The sequence below is a fragment of the Duganella sp. HH101 genome (assembly GCF_001758795.1).
GTDB classification, from domain to species: Bacteria; Pseudomonadota; Gammaproteobacteria; order Burkholderiales; family Burkholderiaceae_D; genus Rugamonas; species Rugamonas rivuli.
In genome coordinates this window covers 403,905-426,666 of record NZ_LRON01000001.1, presented here as the reverse complement: position 1 = coordinate 426,666, position 22,762 = coordinate 403,905, and the positions used below count along the sequence as shown (strand labels likewise).

Here is a 22,762-nt window from a genome sequence, read left to right as displayed (position 1 = left end):
CGAACAAGCGCGGCACCGCGGCACTATCACCTTTGACGGCGTTTTCCAGCGCAAGGTCGATGCGGTGAAGCGTTTGGCGCCAAGGCTACCGATCGATCCATGCACACCGTGCAGCACCCGCGCCGCCGCATCAGGCTGCTGGGTTTTCCAAAGCTAGGCGTGCGGCAGCTCCTGGCAGCTGGGCTGCCACGGAGGTGAGCAGCCGCACCGGCGACCGTGCTGAGCGGGATTGTTGGCAATGGGGCGAACAAGAAAAACGGAAGATCGACCGCTAAGGCAAGTTGCCATCCTTGAATTTTCCTAGGAGTCTGCGCGGCAGAAAAAATTGACGCTGGCGTGAAAATTTTCGACCTCTCAGATCGCGCCAGGTTCAACGATCTCGACATTGGGAGGGGGTAAAGCACCCCCGAAAATGTCGAAAATTCGTGCCAAATTGTTCTGCCGCGCAGCCTCCTAGCCGCCTGATTCTTAATAATTGTTCCTGTGTCGGCCTTTACCTGGTCAAACTGATTTTTCCCCAACGAACGATGACCAGAATCTCAGCACGTTGAGGGACGCCAGTCTGCAGTCTTGCGCAAGGCCCTCGTCGCCAGTTGAAATCGACTACTTTCCAACGTATCATTTATTGCGTTATCATATTGTCCAGATTTCAACAACCGTTAGTGTCTTCATTTCCACTCCCTTTGATGTCAGCGGGGCGAGCCCAGTACGAATCCGTCTGCTGGGGCCGCAATAGTTTAATAAAACGAGGACCGATTTCATGCCTAACGATAGCAACCACAGAACAGGCGTCTCCACTGGCAATATTCCGAAAACCCTGCTCGTATTGGACGACGCGACAAGCCTGCGTGAAGATTTGGCATTGATGCGCGCAATTAGCGATACGTCTAGCGATGTCATCTTTGCCAAGGACCGTTACGGCCGGATGCGTTTTGCTAACCCTGCCGCATTGGCCCTGATCGGCAAGCCGCTCGATGAGGTGTTAGGACGCACGGACGTAGAATTCCTGGAGGACAAAGAAGCGGCGCTACGTGTGATCGAAAACGATCGCCGCATCATGGACAGCGGGGTAGCAGAAGAACTGGAGGAGATCGTGCCTCTGCCCGACGGGAGTAGGCGTATCTGGCTTTCTCAGAAATGCCCCTATCGCAATGAACGCGGAGAGACTGTCGGCCTGCTGGGTATTTCGCGTGATATTACAGAGCGCAAGTCGCAGGAAGAAAGTGTAAGCATTGCGCATGCGGCACTGCAGCGTGTTCTCGACAGCATTACCGATGGCTTGGCAGTCCTGGATAGCAATTGGAATTACACTTATTTCAGCGACACCGGTGCCAAAATGCTTGGCTTAAATTGTGAAGACCTGATCGGAAAAAGTGTGTGGGAGCTATTTCCACATGCCGACGATCTGCTGTTCGGCAAACAATATCGTCAGGCTGTGGCCACCGGTATTGCTACACATTTTGAGGAATTCTATCCCGCGCCACTTAATGTTTGGCTAGAGTGTCACTGTTACCCCTCATCCGATGGATTGTCCGTTTATTTCAGAGATGTTACTTCCAGACGGCTCGCGCAAGAAGCAGCCGATGAAGTTGAGCGGCGCATAAATGCCGTGCTTGAAGCAACTCCTGTCGGCTTGGCCTACGCCGACGCAAATGGGGAACTGGTGTTAATGAATACGGAGTGCCGGCGTATCTGGGGGGATCCTCCTGCCTCGAAAACGGTAGACGAGTATGTGCAATGGAAGGGCTGGTGGGCAGATGGCTCGGAGCGTCATGGATTACAGGTGCATGCGCATGAATGGCCTATGGCGCGCGCCCTGGCAGGCGAGCACGTGGTTGACGCCCTCATCGAAGTTGAGCCATTTAATGCTCCGGGGACGATCCGCACGCTCCTGCTGCGCTCCGTTCCTAACCTGGATCGCGAAGGATGCATCAGGGGCGCAGTGACAGCCCAAATGGACATCACTGATGCCGTCAAAGCAAAGGCAGCTGTTGAAGAAAGTAGTCGTCAGTTGCGCCAGCTGGCCAACACCATCCCGCAATTGGCCTGGATGGCTGACGAAACGGGATTTATCCATTGGTACAACGAACGCTGGTATGAATATACGGGTACCAACGCAAGGGAAATGGAGGGCTGGGGCTGGCAAAGCGTACATCATCCGGACACGCTGCCGCTTGTCGAAAAAAACTGGAAGCACTCTCTGGAAACTGGCACGCCATTCGAGATGACCTTTCCGATGAAAGACAAGAGTGGCCACTTTCGTCAGTTTTACACACTTGTTGAGCCCATGCGCGATGCAAACGGTAAGGTCGTGCAGTGGTTTGGCACAAATACAGATGTGTCGGCGCTAGATAGCATCCAAGCTGAACTGCGAAAGACGCAGCACTGGCTGCAGGAGGGTCTGGAAGCGGGAAAGATGGTTGCGTGGGAATGGGATCTCGATGCGGATGTAGTGAGGTACTCTGAAAACATTACCGCAGTTATGGGCTATTCCGACAGCAACTCGTCCAAGGGTTTCAAAAACGTAAATATTGAAGATCGGACGTCATTCAACGCTGCAATCGAAACCGCAATTGCCAATCGATCCTCGTTCGACGTACTAACTCGGCGGACCAGGCCCGATAATGGAGAGTTGATCTGGGTCCAGACGAAGGGACATGTGCTTACTGACGACTACGGCAAGCCCAACTACCTTCGTGGAATTTTAGTCGACGTTACTGAGCAAATAGAACGTCAGGCCAAGCTTGAAGAGCAGGCTAAACGGAAGGACGAGTTTCTTGCCATGCTAGCGCATGAGTTGCGCAACCCGATGGCGCCAATTGCCACGGCCGCGCAGTTGTTGCGCATGCCCGACGTTGACGCCAAGCGGGTTAAGATGTGTGCCACCGTGATTGCGCGCCAGGTGAGTCACATGACGAGCCTGATAGACGATTTGTTGGACGTCTCGCGGGTCACTCGAGGCCTGATCGACCTCGAAAGAGAAAGCGTCGATATCAAGGAAATCGTCCAAGGGTCGATTGAGCAAGCGCGCACATTGATCGACGCGCGGGGACATGGCTTAGTGTGTCGTATGGAAGCAGGGCCAACCTATGTGACCGGAGACCGAGTTCGCTTAACCCAGGTATTGGTCAATCTGTTGAACAATGCCGCTAAGTACACTGCGCATGGCGGTGAGATTATTCTGGACGTGGCCGTAGACCAGCAGCATGTGCAGGTGACTGTAAGTGATAACGGGATCGGCATCGACGCCGCGCTCCTGCCTCACGTGTTTGAACTCTTTACGCAGGCTGCGCGTACATCAGACCGCGCCCAAGGTGGCTTGGGATTGGGCCTTGCCCTCGTGGAAAACCTAGTGAAAATGCACGGCGGGAAAGTCGCGGCCCACAGCGCAGGCATTGACCAAGGAAGTCAGTTTGTCGTGACGTTACCCAGGACTAACGACATATGCCAGATATCCTCGCATGACGGCAACGTCGCTTCAGTTTCCCAGTCACGGCGCTTAAAGATCCTAATCGTAGACGATAACGAGGATGCAGCAGACACCCTCGGGGCCATTCTGGAATGTGAGGGGCATGCCGTCACCATAGCCAACACCCCCTCTCTCGCAATTAGCCTGGCGCAAGCAGAGCCGTTCGATGCTATTGTTCTCGATATCGGGCTGCCTGACATGGACGGCTACGTCCTGGCGCGACATTTGCGTGCGATGCCGCAAACAGAATCGATACTATTGGTTGCGCTGACAGGCTACGGACAAGCTAACGACAAAATCCAGGCCAAGGACGCAGGCTTTGATTGCCATCTAGTCAAGCCGGTCAATATTGCAGACCTCAACGCTGCTCTTGAGGGCAATAGGGAAAACCAAAAAATCGGACTGTAAGGTTTGTTACTCCGTGTATGTGCAAGGGCCGAACTCACGATTTAATAAGTAATAGTGATCTCATGAGCCAACACAGCCTCTGCGTTATTTGTCGTCTACCACATGCCAGCAAGCAGTTTTTCGAGCACTTCGATTCTGTGTCGCCGGGGTGTCGTGATGGCGTAGAAACGCTCTTGCAATGCCGTGGAATGACCTACGACGACAAGTATTCCGTCCCGCAGTTCGTCTTGCACGACGACCTCAGGCAGCACGGCCAGCCAGCCACTGTCGCGTGCAATCAAGCGAAGCATAGCCATGTCGTCCACTTCTGCCCGCAATCTGGGATTCACGCCGGCTGTGGCACAAAGAGCATCGAATTGGGCGCGTAACACATGGCGTGGGCCGGGCAATGCAATGTCCACGCCATCCAGATCTTCCGGAATGCGCAGGCCCTTCGATGCCCATTTGCTAGCGGGACCCACCAACGAAATCGATTGACTGCCCAAGAACTGGCAGTGCAAAGAACGATTAGGATCGGCGGGCACCGTCTCATTAGCCAGTACTACGTCCAGCTGATGCTGAGCGAGCCTGACCAGCAGGCCCTCCAACAATCCGGATTCCAGTGTCAACACCACCGCTGGATCGGTGAGCGCAGGCCGAATCCAGTTTTCCTGATAATTGCGTGACATCGTCGCCACGCTGCCCACACGTAGGCGGGTAATCCCGGCCGAGCGGCCTTGCAAGCGTCCCAGCATCTCCTGGCCAAGACCGAAGATGTCGTCGGCATAGGCGAGCACGAGCTGGCCCGTGTCACTGAGGATTAGGCGACGGCCTTCGCGGATAAACAATTCTTCACCAATGCGCGCTTCCAACTGACGAATCTGAGCTGAAACCGCTGATTGCGAGGTGTGTAACTCCTCGGCTGCGCGAGTCAGGTGTCCGAGTTTAGCGACTTGGCGGAAATAAAAGAGGTGATGGAAATTTAACTGGTTTAACTTCATCGTTCTGTTCTATGTATCAATTTATTCTCAATAATCTATTTTACAGAACTTTCTGTTCCAGCGATCATCTTGCAACGAATTCAAATGAGGTTTTACGATGACACTGTCCCTCGGTCTTTCTCTAGCTTGCGCCTTGGCGCCCGCCGCTTTGATGGCGGTGTTGGCCGGACTAACGCGAATGAAGTGGGACTCGGCGCCGAGGCTGTGGCGCCTATTCCAGGTGATTTCCTTTGCAGCACTAGCCTTTACGGTACTGTCTGTTTTGGCGGGACCGAATGACACGTATTGTCCTGAATTAGTAACACAAACGTCTTTTGGTTTACTCGTGGCTTTGCTAGTTCAGCTGCTAGGTACGGTCATTGGCGTGTTTTCTGCCCGTTATCTGGAGGGCGAAGCAAATCAGCGACGTTATATCGGTGCGTTAGCCGCTGTACTGGCCAGTGTCAATCTGTTTTTACTGGCTGATCATTGGCTGTTGCTCATCGCCGCTTGGGCTGCGGTTGGTGTCGGGTTGGAGCAGCTGCTGTGCTTTTACCCGGAACGCCCTTTTGCCCTACTCGCAGCGCACAAAAAGCGCATTGCTGATCGATTCGCGGACGTGATCCTGCTGGGTGCCGCCGCGCTGGCGTGGAGTGAGGTCGGCAGCGGCTCGTTAACAGCGCTGTGGACGCACATTTCCCAGCAAGGGCTTTCCTCGCCCCTTCAAGCAAGTTCCGTTTTGCTCGTGTTGGCGGTCACGCTTCGCTCGGCTCTTTTGCCGGTGCATGGTTGGTTGATCCAGGTAATGGAAGCACCGACGCCGGTGTCCGCGCTGCTGCATGCAGGGGTCGTCAATCTGGGCGGCTTTGTGCTGATTCGATTCGCGCCACTGCTCGAACAGGCCGGCGCTGCACGTGTCTTGTTGCTGGTGCTTGGCTTGGCGACAGCTGTATTGGCTGGCATGGTCATGCTAACTCGCATTAGCATAAAGGTTCGGCTGGCTTGGTCAACCGTCGCGCAGATGGGCTTCATGCTGCTCGAATGCGCGCTTGGCCTTTACACCCTGGCCGCCCTGCATTTGATTGGCCACTCTCTTTACAAAGCGCACGCTTTCTTATCGGCATCCTCAGTCGTGCGCCAGACGCGGCTAAAAGCCCTGCGCGGGGATTACTCACCCACTAGCGCAAGCATGTTGTATGCGCCGATGCTGACGACATCGGCCGTGTTTCTGGTGCTGACGGCAGCTGGTGTAGGCGCCTGGCCTTGGTGGTGGAGCCTTGTGCTGGGTCTGGCCTGGGCACCGTTGCTGTGGCTGCCGGCGGTAAATGCTGACGGGGCTGTACGTGCGGCGCAACTGCTTTTCGGGACTTTGGCAGTCGTTGGTCTGACGATTGCCGCAATGTTCGCTCACATGCTGCCGCTCGGTCTTCGAGATGCTCCGGATGACTGGCTGGGCATGGTCGCGCTGATGGGTATGGCAGCTTTGTATCTCTTCCAAATTTTGCTGCAAAAGCAGCCACAGTCTCTGTCGCGCTGGCGTCGTTGGAGCTACGGTGGCTTTTATCTGGATGAGGCCTACACGCGCCTGGCTTTGTTCCTTTGGCCAACTCGCTGGGCGCCCGCGTCTTCTTCTTTCTACGCCCCCGAAGCCCTCGCAGCCCGGCTAACTGATGCACCTCGCTAAACTGATAACACGGAAAATTTCATAATGGACAAGATGACTACGGACCTGCCTCCAAATGCGCTAAATATGACCCTAGGCGACGGCGAACTGAAGGCAAGCCACGCCCAGATCGAGCGGGCTTGCACCCAAGCCTGTGAGGCGATTGCACCGTCGTGGCCGCTGGACCGCGCGATCGCCGTCAATCCCCATTGGTCTCGCATCGGCATGCCGGTGCGCCGGGTAGCTGCGCGAATGGCGGTGCTCGGCGGCATCCAGGTTTTCCCACCCCGAGACCAGCAACTGCGATCCTGGCGTGAGGGCCGTATCGCTCCCGTTGATCTGACTGAGGCGCTGCGCCAGTTGCCTGAGGCGCAGACGGCAGGTCTTACTCCTGGACAGTGTATCAATGCGTTGCAGACGGGCGCGTTGCAAGTGCAATTGCCGTTGCTAATCGATGTGCTCGACAGCGATACTAATCGCCATGCCAGGCTGGCTTGGAGGCAGGCCATCACGCATCAAGTGAGCCAGACCTGCGCTGCTTTCTTCGATGAGAATCAGGCAAACTGGCGCCCTGAACGTGGCAAGGGTTTGTATACGTTTTGGCGAGACACCTTGCAGCACGACCATGGCATTGGCTTGCTGATGGGTCTACCACGCCTCGGCCGAGCGACCAAGGGTTTGCCCGCTACGGCGTTGGACGCCGAGCGCTGGGTCATCGAACGGCTGGGGCTGCCGCCGACTGTGTGGGCAGATTATCTGGAGTCCGTGCTGCTGACCGTCAATGGTTGGGCTTCATGGTGTGCTTATCTCGGCTGGCAGGCCGGCCTAGCTGGCATCAAAGATTCGCATCTGCGCGAGTTGCTAGCTATTCGCTTGGCTTGGGGCGTACTGCTTTTGGAGTGCACGGACGATGAATTGAATCGGCAGGCGTTTGTCACGTTGCAGCAAGCTTGGTGCCGGGCCCCCGATATACTACACGCAGCTGAAAACGCCTTACTGGTTGATGAGGTGTGGCAGTTGGCGCTCGAGATCGGCTATCAGCGGTTGTTGGTCCAACAGCTGGCCTCAACGACCACCGTTGCCGTGGCGCCCGCGTGCATCGAAGTCCAAGCGGCATTTTGTATCGATGTGCGCAGCGAACCTTTGCGCCGCGCCCTGGAAACCGAATGGCCGGGTATTCAGACCCTGGGCTTTGCAGGTTTCTTTGGCTTGCCGGTGGCCTACACGCCTCTTGCTACTCAGGCACGCCGCCCTCAATTGCCCGGATTGCTCGCGCCGAACATGGAGGTGGGCGACTGCATCGTGAGCAGTGATGACGCAATACGCAAAGGCGATGCAGCGCAACAACGCGCCGCCAGCCGCGCGCGACAGACGCGTCTCGCAATGGCGGATCAGTGGCTATCAGCGAGCCGGTGGCCGGGCGCCTCTTTCTCCTTTGTGGAAGCGGCGGGACTGGGCTATATCGGAAAAATCGGAAATTGGCTGTTGCCGCGCAGGAAAGAACATGCCAAGGACGACATGTACGGCGTGCCTGCCCGTTACCGACCTATCTGTCGGCCACAGCTACTTGGATTGGATCTGGAAGCCAAAATCGCGCTGGCAGCGCGGGTCCTGCATGCAATGGGATTGACGCAATATTTAGCACCGCTGGTGATCCTCGTCGGGCATGGCAGCCAGTCCACCAACAATGCCCACGCTGCGGCACTTGACTGTGGCGCCTGCTGCGGCCAGACCGGCGAAGTTAATGCGCGCAGCCTGGCGCAATTGCTCAACGATTCCAACGTCCGCCAAGGCATGCAATCGCAGGGCCTTACCATTTCGGACGCCACCGTGTTCGTGGCTGCACTGCACAACACCACCACTGATGAAGTAGAGGGATTGGATCTGGATCTGCTACCGCTATCTGCACGTGCGCCCTGGGAGCGGCTGCAATTGGTGTTTTCCCGCGCCTGCGACCAGGTACGCCGTGAGCGAGCCACCGGCCTTCGTTTGAACCAACATTCACCTCAAGATGCGCTGTTAGGACAGCTGCGCCGTCGCGCCAACGATGGTGCACAGACACGACCCGAATGGGGCCTTGCGGGCAACGCCGCCTTTCTGATTGCGCCTCGACGCCGAAGCCGGGGCGTGGTGCTAAGTGGACGAAGCTTTCTGCACGACTACGACGCCAGCCAAGATGCTGACGGCAGCGTGTTGGAGCTGCTGATGACCGCGCCCATGCTGGTGACGCATTGGATCAATTGGCAGTACCATGCCTCTACGTGCGATCCACTGCGGATGGGAAGCGGTAACAAGGTGCTGCACAACGTGGTAGGGGGCAGTATTGGTGTCTTTGAGGGCAATGGTGGCGATCTGCGTATCGGTTTGTCCCATCAGTCACTTCATGACGGCGAGCGCTGGATGCACGAGCCCCTGCGGTTGACCGTGATCATCGACGCGTCGCGAGCTGCCATTGAAACGGTTATCGACCAACATGCGGGAGTCAGGCAGCTGCTAAACAATGGCTGGCTCCACCTGTGGCGCTTTGAGTTAACAGGCTTGGAACGTTATGCGCACGCGGTATGGTCCCCCGTGCGCTTAGAAATGGATTAATTCTCATAGTAGTTCGGATATGCGGGCAGGAACGTGGGGCTGCTGACCCATCGCGAAGGATGCTGCTATTGGATCAGCGCTCGAGCCAGGGCTGAACTTTGCGGTTAAACTTGTGACAGCTTTAGTCGCTAGCGCGTTGTTCGAAAAGGACGAAGGCCTGGATCACAGTTGCTCGCAGTGCCTCGCAATCCCATGGCTTGTCAATAAATTGTTCGATGGTCCCGTTCACAATGGCAGCAGAGACAGCCGCGACGTCCGCGTGGCCGCTCAGCAGCAAGCGCCTGGTGTCTGGTTTTATTTTACGAATACAACTTGCCAGTTCAAGTCCTGTCATGCCTGGCATGTTGTAATCCGACAATACAACACCAACATCATTATGCGATACGATGTCGATCGCGGATGCTCCATTGGGCGCGGTGAGCACCCGAATACCGGAGGGTCGGAACAGGCGCGTCAGGTGAGTATGTTCACTCAACCTGATGGGTTTTAGCCCGATTTTGATCACGTAGTGTGCTGGGCGGCGGGGTGACCCCCGCAAGGAACTTGAACAAACGCTCCTATTGAGGGAGTCTTCGGTTTCCTACGACTTCAGACTGCCCGCAGTGTGCCATGCCATCCTTAGCGACATCAAGTTTTTCCAGCAGTTGGTCCTGATGGACCAGGATCTGGCCAACCAGACCCGCCTTCTTGGCTGCCCGTGTGGCGGCCCACTTCATCAAGCCCACTTCCCGCGCAAACCCCGAAGTTGCCCAAGCGCTGTCCGGGATGATTTCACCGTGCGCTTCAGCTTCTGTTGCGGTCGCTGCCGCAGGCGTATTACAGCGGCGTCAGTACGTTTCCTCGGCCGGCGCGTTCACTTGGCCCTGGCAGTTGTGCTGGTGTCGGACCGCGGTCCGACACCAGCGGCGGCACGGCGCCTGGCACACCAGTTGTCCGTGTCGCCGCGTACACTGGAGCGCTGGCAGCGGTGGTGGCGGGAGCGCTTCCCCTGTACCGATCTATGGCAGACGATGTGCGCGCGCTTCATGCCGCCGCTCGACATGGCCGCGCTGCCGACCGCGCTGCTGGCGCGCTTTGCCGGCGCGGGCAATGAACCGATCCGGCGGCTGCTGGTGTTCCTGACGCCGCTGACCGGCACGCTGCCGATCACATTACGAGAGGGCCATTGATCGCACGCAGAAGATGCCGATAGCCTCCCTTTGCCACCCCTTGTAGTCTTCCTGACCTGCATGGCGCCGCCGGTGCCAGCACTTCAAGGAGACCTGTTTGAGTTCGATCCCCGCTACTCCCCAGCGCGATCGCTGGGCGCACTTGCGCTTCTCGATCGTCGGCCCGCTGCTGGCGGCACCGCCAGAGCCAGGCCAGTTGTACAGCGCACTGCGTGAACTGGAGAACAAGACGTGGCGCCATCCGTTCGCGGGCACCGATGTCCGGTTTGCGGCGGCGACCATCGAACGCTGGTTCTACGCGGCGCGCCGCGCTGGCGATCCCGTGAACGAGCTGCGCGACCGGCGGCGCGGTGACCGTGGCACCTTCCACAGCGTGGCGCCCGAAGTCATTGCGGCGTTGCGCGCGCAGTACCAAGCACATCCCGGCTGGACCGTGCAGCTGCTCTTGGACAATCTGAAGGTCGTCCTGCGTGGCATGACGCTGCCGTCGTATCCCACGCTGCGCCGCTACCTGCGGGCGCACGCGATGGTGCGCCAGGCCCGCCCGGCGAGTGCCAGCGCCGGCGCCTTGGCCGCCCGCGACCGGCGCGAACAACTGGAGGTACGCAGCTACGAAGTCGAGCATGTCAACGCGTTGTGGCACCTGGACTTCCATCACGGTTCGCGCAAGGTGCTCACCGCCGGCGGCGCATGGGTCAAGCCCATGCTGCTGGGCGTCATCGACGACCGTTCGCGTCTGGTTTGCCATCTGCAATGGTACTTGGACGAAACGGCCGCCAGCCTGGTGCACGGCCTATGCCAGGCCTTCATGAAACGTGGTCTGCCGCGTGCCCTGATGACCGATAACGGTGCGGCCATGTTGGCCGACGAAACCACCAGCGGCTTGGCTTCGATGAGTGTGCTGCACCAGACCACGCTGCCTTACTCCCCCTACCAGAACGCCAAGCAGGAGTCATTCTGGGGACGTGTCGAGGGACGCCTGATGGCGATGCTGGAAGGGGAAGAGACGCTCACGCTCGATCTGCTCAACCTGGCCACCCAGGCATGGGTCGAACAGGAATACCACCGCAGCGAACACAGCGAGCTGCGCGCCACACCACTTAAGCGCTACCTTGACGGACCGAACGTGAGCCGCGCATGTCCATCGGCGGCGGCGCTGTGCGCGGCCTTCCGGGTCGAGGTGGTACGGCGCCAGCGGCGCGCCGACGGCACCTTCAGCCTGGAGGGAATCCGCTTTGAGATCCCGGGACGCTACCGCAACCTGGTCAACGTCCATGTGCGCTATGCACGCTGGGACCTCTCCCGCGTCGACCTGGTCGATCCGCAGCATGGCAGCGTGCTGTGCGCGGTGCAACCGCTGGACAAGGCGGCCAACGCCAATGGTGTGCGGCGCCGGCTGGCCCCGGCCGCCACGGCGTCCGGCCCGATTGAACCGGTCGGCATGGCGCCGCTGCTGCGCGAGCAACTGGCCGACTACGCCGCCACCGGCCTGCCGCCGGCCTACCTGCCGGTCAACGATGAGGACACCCAATGACGCACCAGCTGCTGGCCCTGTACGGGCTCAAATTCAACCCCTTTACGCCCGACCTGCCCACCGATGCGCTCTACGTGCCGCCCAGGATCGAGGACTTCTGCTGGCGCATCGAACAGGTGCAGGTGCGCGAAGGCGGCTTCGCCATGATCCATGGCGATCCGGGCAGCGGCAAGAGCATTGCGCTGCGGGTGCTGGCCGAGCGCTTGACGCGACTGCCCGACATCACGGTGGGCGTCATCAATCACCCGCAGAGCAATATGGCCGACTTCTATCGGGAGCTGGGCGACGTGTTCGGCGTGCCGCTCAAGCCGCACAACCGTTGGGGTGGGTTCAAGGCGCTGCGCGAACAATGGCATGCGCATCTCGAATCGACGCGCCGCCGTCCCGTGCTCTTGATCGACGAGGCCCAGGAAATGGCGCCGCCGGTGCTGTCCGAACTGCGCCTGATGGCCAGCGCCCGCTTCGACTCGCAGTCGCTGCTGTGCGTGGTGCTGGCCGGTGACGCACGGTTACCAGAAAAGCTGCGGCGCGAAGACCTGGTGCCGCTTGGATCGCGTATCCGCGCACGGCTGGCGACCGAGTATGCAAGCCGGGACGAACTGCTGGCCTGCTTGAACCATCTGCTGGCCGGCGCCGGCAATGCCAGCTTGATGACGCCGGGGCTGCGTCAGACGCTATGCGACCATGCCGCCGGCAATTACCGGATCCTGATGACGCTCGCTGGCGAGATGCTGACCGTGGCGGCACGGCGGGACTTGGGCGTGCTCGATGAAAAGCTGTACCTGGACGTGTTAGCGCAACCGGACACCAAGCCGCAGCGCCGGACCGCAGCGAGGTGATGGCATGAAAAAGCTACCGCCACTGGTCATCGAACTGCCGCGCATGTCGGATAAATGCGTCGTCGAGATGCACCGCTGCCTTGGGATCTTGCTCGCCGCTTTAGAGACCAACTATGAAATGCAGTTGCGCCGCTACTACACCCGACACCCCCAGCACGAACGGCCTGAACGGTTCGGCGGCGAGCCATTCTGAATTTCCTCCACGGCAGCGCAACTACCCCAACGTTGCGCTGCCAGAACGGGCTAAACTGGCCCGACTATGGGCCATCGACCTACGTGAACATTGAACCATCAACTCGCGTGATCACACTCAGGGTGCAAACGAACTTGAATTTGATGGGGCTGACCTGCATTCCATCGGCGTGAGCCAGGAATAATTACAACTGAAAATTTTCCGATAATCATCGAACGGCATTGTTCATCGAGTAAGTTTGATCGAGTCAGGTCCTAGAAGCAAAGCGCCGCGTGTCTGGCCGACAGCCGTTGACGCGAGCGCCTGCCCAGAAAACCTAAGTTATTTGAACTCGACTGTGCCAAGCCTCCGCGAGTGGTGAATGTTTATTGCCTTTCAAGTAGTATCTTACTCATGAAATTTAAACAATTTACAGTCGCCAACTGCTTTTCATCCTTCATGCTGCCGCATGTCCTTTTCGTTAACGAGTTCGAGACGCGAAGGAAGGCCACCATGAGCTGCTGTCTTGCTTGGAACATCAGCCTATTTCCCGAGACCGAGCAGGAAGACCACATCGACCGAATTTGGAAAATGGTCGAGGCCGACAACGAGGAAGCACCGCCGCTCGGATTGGAACAGGGATTCAAGCAAAACCTGCGCATGCTGGTCGTACAGAAACAGGAGCTATTTCCGTGGACGCATACTAATATCCCGAAGGCAGACTTGATCGACGCGGGCGTCCACGATGTGTTGAGGGTTGTCACTGGCACCAGCACGGCGTCGGAAATTAATATCCTTGCGTGGCCGAATCCGACCGGACTGCCTCTCATCATTGAGCACTTGCGAGGCATCCAGAGCGATACGGCCGCCCAGGTCGACCTGCTGCAGCAAGCCAGCCGCATGCCCGGAGCATTTACCGACATCGAGGCCACTCAGATGACGATCGCGTATTGCGTGCAGAGGGCCGATCTTGTCGGCTACCGATGCATCCTAACGGTGTGGCGCGACACCCAGCCGGCAGCCAGCGTCAAGCGTGTCATTGGTCACTGGCTGGGCGTGCTGGCAGAAATCGAGGACGATACCAAGACGGTGTTGAACATCTTGATCAGTCGTAGATAATGCTTGTTCGTGGCGATGGAAGGCAGGTCGGCGAGGATAAATGGCGGTTCATTTGCAGCTAATGCTGGTTTGAAGGGGCCGTCAATTGCAGTTATTTATTCTTGGACGAGAATCGGCTGAAATGCTGGTGGAGCCCGTTGCAAATGCAGGTGATTCCACCTATCTCAAGGTGGCGTACTTGCTCCGCGACCTTGAAGTGTCGAAGTTGGCCAGTCCGGTAATCCCCGCCCGATAGCACTCTCCCAGGACTCGAGCTTACTAGATAGCCGATCGGATATCAGTACGTCTAGTTGATCAATCAACGGTTTGAGATGAGCCCATCGCTCACGTTCTTCATTCATCTCACTGACCGACAAAGTTTCGATCTTTTCATTCCGTTGACTGCTGACCTCACGGACCGAGCGCCAGAATTCACTTGCTGAGAATAATTCCTTAATTGTTGTAATTGGCAGGCGATATGTCGTCGTAAGGTAGTCCATGATGGTCAAGCCAAAGCCTTGGCGGCGGTAGGGAACATGAATGGTAATATCGAACAAGTAGAGTCTATCGAAGAGCGGCGATATCGCATAAATTACCCGCCCCACTTCCCTACGGTCAGAGGAATACACTGTCGCCTTAATGTCGGGATTCGGTGATGTGAATGATTTGTGGTGGTTCGCGGACGCCTCAATTTCAATGGGTGGAAGCGGCTTCATGCGGTTGCATCCAGGTTTAACTGGCGTCAGGCTCGATCCGTTATCCGTAACAGGCCTTGTCGGCGTCTGTGCCCCAACAGATCTAAAAAACGGCCACAATTTCCACATGCAATATTCCTCTCTTTTTGCGGGTACCTCTCCGATGGAGGTTTTGAGCGCAGAACAGATCTCGCGCTGCAGCGTGCAATTTTAGCGTCTACGGCCTCTGCCAGGGGCGAGCAGCGAAAACCAAAAATCGAGCACCACGCGAATTCAGGCCGACTTGACCGTCGATCGAAGCTAACTGCCACGCTCTCTTCGAACCACCCCACCTCGATGTAGCCCTGTACCGTGCCGTCGTGACCCGTGCGCCTTACCATGTGATGCCGCAGAAGTCGGCGCCGAACCGATATGCGCTAGTGGACATGCCCCGCCGCAGCGTCACATCTTCAATATGTGATTGAAGAAACCGGCGTACGGCGCACTGTGCGCCAGAACAAGGACAAGTGCCAGTTCAGCGTATAGGAGCGAAGCTGGATCACACCCGCACGGCCTGTTGGGGTCAGACCCAGTACGGGGTCTGACCTCTAAGTTGGGACACAGCTGTCGAGGCAAAAGCGTGCGGGGTTGTTGTTGCAACCAGCCCGGCTGGTTTTCAACCCTGAACAAGGGCGACAATCGGCTTGCTGCCCTTTTGCAACTTAGACCAATGGTGGATCAGTCTCGCGAACAAACGCACGGTGTCCGCTGAGCGCGGCAACGAATTTGTCGAACGCACCGGCCGTATCGGCTGCCGCTGCCAGAACCAGACCCGGATCATCACTGCCATCCGGCAGCGTGGACGGCAGGTTCGCCAGTTTCAGCAAATCCGCACCACCGCCCCACGCAAAGATGGGCTTGCAGTGACGATACTGATCCCGCAAAAATTCTTGGGTCTGGCCTATGACCGCGAGACGGCCCTGCTCCACACCATCTGGAACAATCACCGCATCATACAACACAGATGGACCAGCCTCTAGCGAAATCTCCACGTCGATGCGGCTGCCATCAGCCCCCTTGCGCGCCCCCAGTTGCACACCAACCAGTCGCGGCACGGCACCTGCTGCGCGCAATGCCGCATAGATACCTTGCACACCAGCGGCATCAACACCGTCCCCCACAAGAATGGCTACGCGACGCGTAGCGATACCGGTGGTACCAGGACGAGCCAGCAAGGACAACGCTGGCGACAAGGGATACGCAGGCTGCGGCAACGTCGAGGCCAGCGGCGTGGCGTCCGGCATGTCCATGCCCAGTCCATCGGCAACACCCGCAGCCAGCATCGGATCGACATTGGCAAGATTGGCAATCACGCGCGCACGCACTGCCGGCGTCTGTACGCGACTGAGTTCAAAGCGGAAAGCGTTGGCGATGTGAGCCTGCTCCACTGGCGTCTGACTTTCAAAGAACATGCGCGCCTGGGCATAGTGCTCGGCAAACTTTTCCGGCTTGCCGCGAACCTTGTCTTCGCTGATGCGCTCGGGAAATGACTTGAAGCCCATCTGGCCGGCCTGGAACGGACAGCCGCCGCCCAGGGAATTGGGCTCGTAGTTGACGCGGCCACGATTGATGGCCTGGCGGTGCATGCCGTCGCGCTGGTTGTTGTGCACCTGATTGACCGGCGCATTAATTGGAATCTCATGGAAGTTTGGACCACCAAGGCGCGATATCTGCGTATCGACATACGAGTGGATACGGCCTTGCAGCAAGGGATCATTGGTGAAATCTATGCCAGGCACAATGTGGGCGGTACAGAATGCAACCTGCTCGGTCTCGGCGAAGAAATTGTCAGGATTGCGATTCAAGGTAATGCGGCCAATGGCGCGCACTGGAATGATTTCTTCAGGGATCAGCTTGGTCGGGTCCAGCACGTCAAAGTCAAACTGGTCAGCCTGCTCTTCACTGAACACCTGCACGCCCAGCTCCCACTGTGGATACGCACCCGCCTCGATTGCTTCCCACAAATCACGACGGTGGAAATCGGGATCGGCGCCCATGATCTTGGCTGCCTCATCCCACACTAGCGAGTGCGTACCTGCCACAGGATTCCAATGGAATTTGCAGAACACCGATTCGCAGGCAGCATTCACCAGTCGGAAGGTGTGTACGCCAAAACCCTGCATGGTGCGGTAGCTGCGCGGGATGGCGCGGTCGGACATTTGCCACATCAACATGTGAGTCGATTCAGGCATCAGCGAGACAAAATCCCAGAACGTATCATGCGCGCTGGACGCTTGCGGAATCGCGTGGTGCGGTTCCGGTTTAACCGAATGCACCAGGTCAGGAAACTTCATCGCATCCTGGATGAAAAACACGGGAATGTTGTTACCTACCAAGTCCCAAATGCCTTCATCGGTATAGAACTTAACGGCAAAACCGCGCACGTCGCGTGCAGTATCTGCCGAGCCGCGTTCGCCGGCCACGGTGGAGAAGCGCACAAACACCGGCGTGATTTTTCCGGCCTGCTGGAATAGCGCAGCGCGTGTGAGCTCAGACAAATCGTCGTAAGCTTCAAAAAAGCCATGGGCGCCCGAGCCGCGCGCGTGCACCACGCGCTCAGGAATGCGCTCGTGGTCGAAGTGTGTGATTTTTTCACGCAGGATGAAATCTTCCAGCACAGTCGGGCCGCGTAGGCCGATTTTCAAGGAGTCCTGATTATTTGCAACAGCGACGCCCTGGTTGGTGGTCAGCGTCTGATTGCCGCTGTCCACGCGCACGCGGTCCAGCGGCGAGTTCAGGCGGTTAACGCCTGCAGCAGGCGTGTCGCCGAGTTTATCGGAAGCATTTTGCTCAGCCGCCGTGCTGGCGGTTGCAACCGGGCTGGCAGGTGCGGCCCTGGTGCCTTGATGCGGCTGACGTGCGGCCTCGCCATATTCAAGTGGTTTGTCGGCATTAAACGGCATTTGCTCAGCCAGAGCCTGATTGCCGGCCATCTTGCGCAACAACGTATCCTCCAGCTCCCCCGGGCCGCCAAGCTTTGCAGGTGGTGGTGCGTTGGAAGGTCCGGACACCGTGCTCAATATCGATCCTGCGCCGGCAACATCGCTGCCGGGCTTCATGCTTTTTGCCATATCTATCCTCATTGGAACGTTACGATGGAAATCTTGCGCGCTCTAAAAATAACTCTAGGTTATGTTTATTTATTGTGCGCTCCACTGTAGGGGAGCGAATGTGAGGGAACACACTTATCGGCCGAAGCAGGGCTGTACGGTGGAGAACGGCGAACATATAGGATAGGGGCCAGCCCTAGTCTAGCCGACCCTAGCACCTTAGCCTGTCGGCGCGTGCGTTCAACAAGGATTTGATGGCGGCGGTGATCCGTCATTTTCTTACTGGCGGCACTCTTCACGAGCGCGCCAGCAACATCCATTTAGGGAAATTGTGTAAACACCATCGCCAGCACGGCCGCTGTCATTACAGCCGTGCACAGCCAGCCCATCACTTTTAGGCGCCTGGAAATCACAAGCCGGCCCATGACGTCCGAGCGGGCCGCCATCAACATCATCACGGCCATGATGGGGATTGCAATGATCCCATTGATCACCGCACTCCAGTACAGGGCCCTGATCGGGTCGATAGGCGCGAAACCCATGCCGACTCCGGCTATGGTGGCGACTACGATGATGGCATAGAAACGGGGAGCTACCTTCGGCGTGTGCTCCAGGCTGTTTTTCCAGCGGAATGCGCCGGCGATGGCATAGGCTGCTGAGCCGGCCAGCACGGGCACTGCCAGTAAACCGGTACCAATGATGCCGAGAGCGAACAAAGTAAACGCGAAATTTCCGGCGATAGGACGCAGGGCGGTCGCCGCCTGTGCCGAGGTTTCGATGCTGGTGACGCCGTGAAGGTGTAGGGTAACGGCGGTGGTTAGCATGATGAAAAACGCGACCATGTTTGAGAAACCCATGCCAATGTAGGTATCGCGGTCGATGCGGGCGTAGCCGGCGCGCGCTTGTCTCGGCGCATTTTTGAGGGGGAAGGCGCGATCGTCGGCCCGTAAATCTTCCACTTCCTGTGAGGCTTGCCAGAAAAACAGGTAAGGGCTGATGGTGGTGCCGAACACGGCGACAAGGGTCGTGATGTACTCTTTTTTCCACGGCAGTGAGGGCGAGACCATGCCCTCGCTCAGCACCCGTCGCCAGGGAATATCGACGACAAACACGGTGGCGACGTAGGCCAGCAGGGCGAGGGTCAGCCATTTGAGCACCTTGACATAGCGGCTGTAGGGCACAAAGACCTGCAGCAGCACGCTGACCAGGCCAAACAGCACGGCATACCACTGCGCCTTGCCGCCCGCAACCAAGGTCATGGCGTCGCCCATAGCGGCGACGTCAGCGGCGATATTAATGGTATTAGCCAGCAAAAGGAAACCGACCAGCGGAAACAGCAGGGCCGCCGGGTAGTGGCGGCGGATGTTGGTGGCCAGGCCGTGACCCGTAACGCGGCCGATCCTGGCGCTGACATTCTGGATCGCCACCATCAGCGGATAGGTCAGCACTAGGGTCCATAGCATACCAAAACCGAACTGCGCGCCCGCTTGCGAGTAGGTGGCGATGCCGCTGGGATCGTCGTCGGCGGCGCCGGCGATCAGGCCAGGGCCCAGTTCGTCGATCCAGGAATTTGGCGCGGCAGCGTCTGATTTTACCGCAGCGGTGGTCGCGGCGTCGACCACGGTGGAATCGGGTGTTTGCATGGTTGTCAGTAAATGTTGAGTCTTACCAATAAACTACGCGACTGTTCGGGCAGCTACTGTGCGCGTTCTAACCAAGCCAGAGTATTGTGGGGGAGAAGCCTGGGCCGTCGGGCTAACAATGGGAAATGCGTGGTTTAAGTTTGGTGCGCATCCAAAGATCAGGAGTGCCAGCATCGCCAATTTGGTGGCCTTGGCCAATGTATTGCAACGTCTCCCGACGTGCCCCGCCAACCAGATCGATTCCTTGTTGCCATTCCCGAACTCTACCCAGTCTCAAGACCGCTGAATAGATGGACGCGCTGGCCGCATACACGCTTTCGTACCACGTCAGTGCCGCAGCCGCAGTTGGCATACCATGCCACGCGCGCGCTCGACGCCGCAGGTAAGATTGTGCGGTCCTCATCGCAGTCCAGCAAGAGGGTTAGTCAACCACAGGGAGGCTGGGATGACTGAACTTCTTCGCGGTCGAATGCGCGATCGCTAATGCAACCGCTGCCTCTAATTCCTCGATCCGAAATGGTTTGGTCATGTACCCGAAAAAGCCAGCCTTGATACCCATTTCGATTTGCTTCGGATAGGCGCCTGAGGACAAGGCCAGCACCGGTATGTGGGCCGTTTCAGGATCACCGAGAAGGACTTCGAGTACCGCAAGTCCGCCCATTACCGGCATGTTGATGTCCATGAGGATGACGTCGGGCCGGTGCTCGCGCGCGAGCTGTATTCCCGCTGTGCCATTGGTGGCCGCCAGAAATGTCAGTCTAGGATGGCGGGTAAGTATTCTCTCAACCAACTGCATATTGTCGGCGTTGTCCTCGACGTACAGGACCGTGCGCGGCTTGTCATAGACCAAGACAGTGGAAACTAGAGGGTATCTGTCGTCGTTGAGATGGAAAGCCATGATCCGTTCCGCTGAAGGTGATCTGGCAATCGATCGATTTCCATGTGTTCATTTTATCATGATCGATCACAGCCACCGAAATCGGAAATTGGGGCATTTGTCCGTACGGCATCCCACAGAGCCGGCGCTCACTGGGAGCCGCTATCCACGCGCCGCGGGCAACCGTCCGCTTACTTCTTGCATCGACCAGCTTGCTCGCCGTATGCCAGCCCACCGCCGACGTGGCGCCAACCGTCTATTTTATATGTCGCCGAAGGCCATGCGGGCGAAGTGCGCGCTGGTGCCTTCCCTTGCCGCAGGGATTGTCTTGGCAGTTCCTGCACGAATTCCACGCTCACCAGCGTGGCGCGCGTATTGAGCACCGGGTCGACGGAGGCAGCACCCATTCCCTCCCGGCGTGCCCCCTGCCCGTCTTCTTTTTGAGCAAGCTCCAGGCGCGCCCCGTCAAGCCGCGCTTGGGCTTCCCCAGTCGAGCCTGCTCCGCGGCCAGATCCGAATCCAGCTGGCCCCGCGCAGCCGCAAGTGCAACTTGCCAATGGTGGGCCGCAGCCAACTGGACGGGGTCGAGAACGGCCGCCGGCGCCGCGAGCGCCTGCGGGCCCTTGACCCGTGCGCAAGCCGCGAAACCATCTGTCGAGGTGGGGCTGACGATGTTTGAGGGAGCCGCGCCTAAGCGCGCCTCCGCACCACCCATGGCATCAAGGTCCCTTTTGGCTATCTACAGGATGGCTCCGCTCGCACCTACCGCATCCACTCATAGGTCTTTACCCATCGTTTGAAGCAGTGGCTCGCGCTGGATAATTCCGTCTATGGGGCATGCCCGCTTGGTCCCACCGTCACAGGACGTACGACAGCAGCTTCGTACTAATAGTCATGGCATCGTGCGCCGCCGCCTGGGAGTATGAAACATACTTGTACGTGAGTTCGTCGGTTTGGTTAGAGGCACCAGCGGTGGCGCTTGGCTAACCGTCGAACTCCCGCTCAGATCTTTCCAACGTGCCGATATGCGGCTGCGAGGGGCGAGTTTGCACTCGTGCCTGTTTGTTTAACGTTAAGCTTAAAAGGCCCTGGCGACGTCGCTCCCCCTGTCGTGTTGTGCGCACAATTCGATTCACTTGAGTTACCATTTAGTAATGGAAAACGCTACCAAAGAATCTCTTGGATTTGTCTATCGAGTCGAGGGCTATCGTCAGGCGGACGACCTCTATCGTGGATGGATTATTCTGATGCAGCGCAGTAGCGGGGAAGTAGTTTATGAGCCTCCGGTGATCATTGAAACGCCCGCTGCCTTCCGCACGGCGCATGCCGCCGAAATCGAGGCCGCGGTGTACATGCGTGAGTTGATAATGAGCGGCAGGATATATACAACCCTGCCGCCAGGGGAGCGCCGAAGTGTTCCTCGCTTCCAGCAGCGGCCTCAGGATTCAGTCGCGTGAGCGAAATTTATGCAGACCGCCCACGCTCGTGATGAAACTCCGCGGGTTTACCCCAAAAACCTATGCTGACCGAATCGAATTCGTTAAAGGATCAATTCCGCAATGTCGTCGAAGAGGCTCGCATGCTGCTTCCCGGGGTCCAGGCGCTGCTTGGCTTTCAGACCATAGCGGTGTTCAATCAGCGCTTTACAGAACTGGCGCCCCTGGAGCGCAACAGTCACATGGTTGCACTGACGCTGGTGGTAGTGTCCGTATCGTTGCTAATGACACCCGCTGCATACCACCGCATTGTCGAGCCCCACCATGTATCGGAGAAGACACTGGCGGTGACCACGCTGCTGATTTGCCTATCTTTGCTTCCCTTGGCTAGCGCCTTGTCCCTTGATTTCTTTGTGGTCCTATCTCTCGCCACGCACGAACGTGCATTGAGTCTGGGTGTAGGTGCCTCGGCGTTTTTCCTCCTGATAGCCCTCTGGTTTGCTTTCCCGCTGCGCGAGCGGCGCAAGCGCTTTGGGCACGATGCGGGGACCAACAATCCAACTGGGAGACAGACGTGAGCAAATCAATCAAATGGCTCAAGGAGCCACAAGAGAAGGACTATCCTGCCGCTGGTCGTTACTTGAAGCTGACGCTCGGGCCCAAGCTGGCCCGGCGCCTTGTCGCCCGACTCCATCGCGCGAAGATAAAAAAAATGGCTGCCAGAGATTTACTACGCGCCTCCCGAACACCTATGTCGGAAGTGCGCGCGTTCGACTGGAAGAGCCAGAATAAAGATATCAAAAAGGGTAAGCGGCTATCACCGATTTTGCTCGTGTGCGCAACTCGGGATGGGGAACTGCTTATCGCCGATGGCTTTCATCGATTGTGCGCGGCATTCGCGCACGATCAAGATGCGATCGTGCGGTTCAAGATCGCCTGACCAGGTCGGTTTTTTCGCATACGACATTCTGCACGCTGATCCACGAGCGCTTCCCCCTTGCGTCGGCCGCCAGATAAGTTCGGCACATAGTCGAGCTGTGCCAGCACGGCGCAGACTGCCAGAATCGTCTTGCCCCTTCGGAGCGCCAGAGCCGATTCGGTCACCGCTCCCCATTTGTT

At 57.9% G+C, this 22,762-nt stretch carries 17 protein-coding genes; 11 read left to right on the top strand and 6 right to left on the bottom strand.

Translation table 11 applies throughout. The annotated features are described in order from the left end of the window. Positions 1-760 precede the first annotated feature (760 nt). Positions 761-3,877, top strand: a complete 3,117-nt coding sequence (locus tag DUGA2_RS01560) for a PAS domain-containing protein (RefSeq protein WP_083296170.1) — start codon at positions 761-763, stop codon at positions 3,875-3,877. A gap of 95 nt (positions 3,878-3,972) precedes the next feature. Here the strand turns inward: DUGA2_RS01560 and DUGA2_RS01555 are convergent, their stop codons facing one another. Beyond that, positions 3,973-4,857 (bottom strand): LysR family transcriptional regulator, encoded by an 885-nt coding sequence (locus DUGA2_RS01555; protein WP_070266825.1) that lies wholly within the window; start codon positions 4,855-4,857, stop codon positions 3,973-3,975. 97 nt (positions 4,858-4,954) lie between these two features. Between DUGA2_RS01555 and DUGA2_RS01550 the strand changes: the two genes are divergently transcribed. Both DUGA2_RS01550 and DUGA2_RS01545 read left to right on the top strand, forming a co-directional pair. Next, on the top strand, positions 4,955-6,520 hold the full coding sequence (locus DUGA2_RS01550) for an NADH-quinone oxidoreductase subunit L (RefSeq protein WP_070266823.1): 1,566 nt from the start codon (positions 4,955-4,957) through the stop codon (positions 6,518-6,520). Positions 6,521-6,586: 66 nt separating this feature from the next. Further along, positions 6,587-9,091 carry a YbcC family protein gene (locus DUGA2_RS01545; protein ID WP_229212174.1) on the top strand — a complete coding sequence of 835 codons (2,505 nt, stop codon included), beginning with the start codon at positions 6,587-6,589 and terminating at the stop codon, positions 9,089-9,091. 121 nt (positions 9,092-9,212) lie between these two features. On the opposite strand, the gene DUGA2_RS32385 is transcribed toward DUGA2_RS01545, so the two are convergent. After that, entirely contained in the window at positions 9,213-9,596 is a 384-nt protein-coding gene (locus DUGA2_RS32385; RefSeq protein ID WP_071658834.1) for a response regulator, read from the bottom strand. A gap of 352 nt (positions 9,597-9,948) precedes the next feature. On the opposite strand from DUGA2_RS32385, the gene DUGA2_RS34155 reads away from it, so the two are divergent. From DUGA2_RS34155 to DUGA2_RS01525, 5 genes are all read left to right on the top strand, one after another. After that, on the top strand, positions 9,949-10,260 hold the full coding sequence (locus DUGA2_RS34155) for a hypothetical protein (RefSeq protein WP_210402524.1): 312 nt from the start codon (positions 9,949-9,951) through the stop codon (positions 10,258-10,260). Positions 10,261-10,357: 97 nt separating this feature from the next. Next, positions 10,358-11,794 (top strand): DDE-type integrase/transposase/recombinase, encoded by a 1,437-nt coding sequence (locus DUGA2_RS01535; RefSeq protein ID WP_070266821.1) that lies wholly within the window; start codon positions 10,358-10,360, stop codon positions 11,792-11,794. After that, positions 11,791-12,633, top strand: coding sequence for an ExeA family protein (locus tag DUGA2_RS01530; protein WP_070266819.1), 843 nt, complete (start codon positions 11,791-11,793; stop codon positions 12,631-12,633). The genes DUGA2_RS01535 and DUGA2_RS01530 overlap by 4 nt, the downstream gene beginning before the upstream one ends. Before the next feature lie 4 nt (positions 12,634-12,637). Then, entirely contained in the window at positions 12,638-12,826 is a 189-nt protein-coding gene (locus DUGA2_RS33295) for a hypothetical protein (RefSeq protein ID WP_141753161.1), read from the top strand. 393 nt (positions 12,827-13,219) lie between these two features. After that, complete coding sequence (locus DUGA2_RS01525; protein ID WP_070266817.1) at positions 13,220-13,924, top strand: hypothetical protein; 705 nt, start codon at positions 13,220-13,222, stop codon at positions 13,922-13,924. Between the two features lie 164 nt (positions 13,925-14,088). On the opposite strand, the gene DUGA2_RS33290 is transcribed toward DUGA2_RS01525, so the two are convergent. From DUGA2_RS33290 to DUGA2_RS01510, 4 genes are all read right to left on the bottom strand, one after another. Beyond that, a complete protein-coding gene (locus DUGA2_RS33290) occupies positions 14,089-14,727 on the bottom strand; it encodes a hypothetical protein (RefSeq protein WP_141753160.1) in 639 nt (212 codons plus the stop codon). 572 nt (positions 14,728-15,299) lie between these two features. After that, on the bottom strand, positions 15,300-17,708 hold the full coding sequence (locus DUGA2_RS01520; RefSeq protein ID WP_070266815.1) for a catalase: 2,409 nt from the start codon (positions 17,706-17,708) through the stop codon (positions 15,300-15,302). 299 nt (positions 17,709-18,007) lie between these two features. Then, entirely contained in the window at positions 18,008-19,330 is a 1,323-nt protein-coding gene (locus DUGA2_RS01515) for an NRAMP family divalent metal transporter (RefSeq protein WP_083296167.1), read from the bottom strand. Between the two features lie 421 nt (positions 19,331-19,751). Continuing rightward, the gene (locus tag DUGA2_RS01510) at positions 19,752-20,228 is read right to left on the bottom strand and encodes a response regulator (RefSeq protein ID WP_070266813.1); all 477 of its coding nucleotides are present in this window, start codon (positions 20,226-20,228) and stop codon (positions 19,752-19,754) included. A 1,133-nt stretch (positions 20,229-21,361) separates the two neighbouring features. Here DUGA2_RS01510 and DUGA2_RS01500 point away from each other — a divergent pair. The 3 genes from DUGA2_RS01500 to DUGA2_RS01490 all read left to right on the top strand — a co-directional run bounded on the left by DUGA2_RS01500 (position 21,362) and on the right by DUGA2_RS01490 (position 22,583). Then, the gene (locus DUGA2_RS01500; protein WP_070266809.1) at positions 21,362-21,664 is read left to right on the top strand and encodes a hypothetical protein; all 303 of its coding nucleotides are present in this window, start codon (positions 21,362-21,364) and stop codon (positions 21,662-21,664) included. 62 nt (positions 21,665-21,726) lie between these two features. After that, positions 21,727-22,221 (top strand): DUF6328 family protein, encoded by a 495-nt coding sequence (locus tag DUGA2_RS01495; protein ID WP_070266808.1) that lies wholly within the window; start codon positions 21,727-21,729, stop codon positions 22,219-22,221. Further along, on the top strand, positions 22,218-22,583 hold the full coding sequence (locus DUGA2_RS01490) for a hypothetical protein (RefSeq protein ID WP_070266807.1): 366 nt from the start codon (positions 22,218-22,220) through the stop codon (positions 22,581-22,583). Before DUGA2_RS01495 ends, DUGA2_RS01490 begins: the two co-directional genes overlap by 4 nt. Positions 22,584-22,762 lie beyond the last annotated feature (179 nt).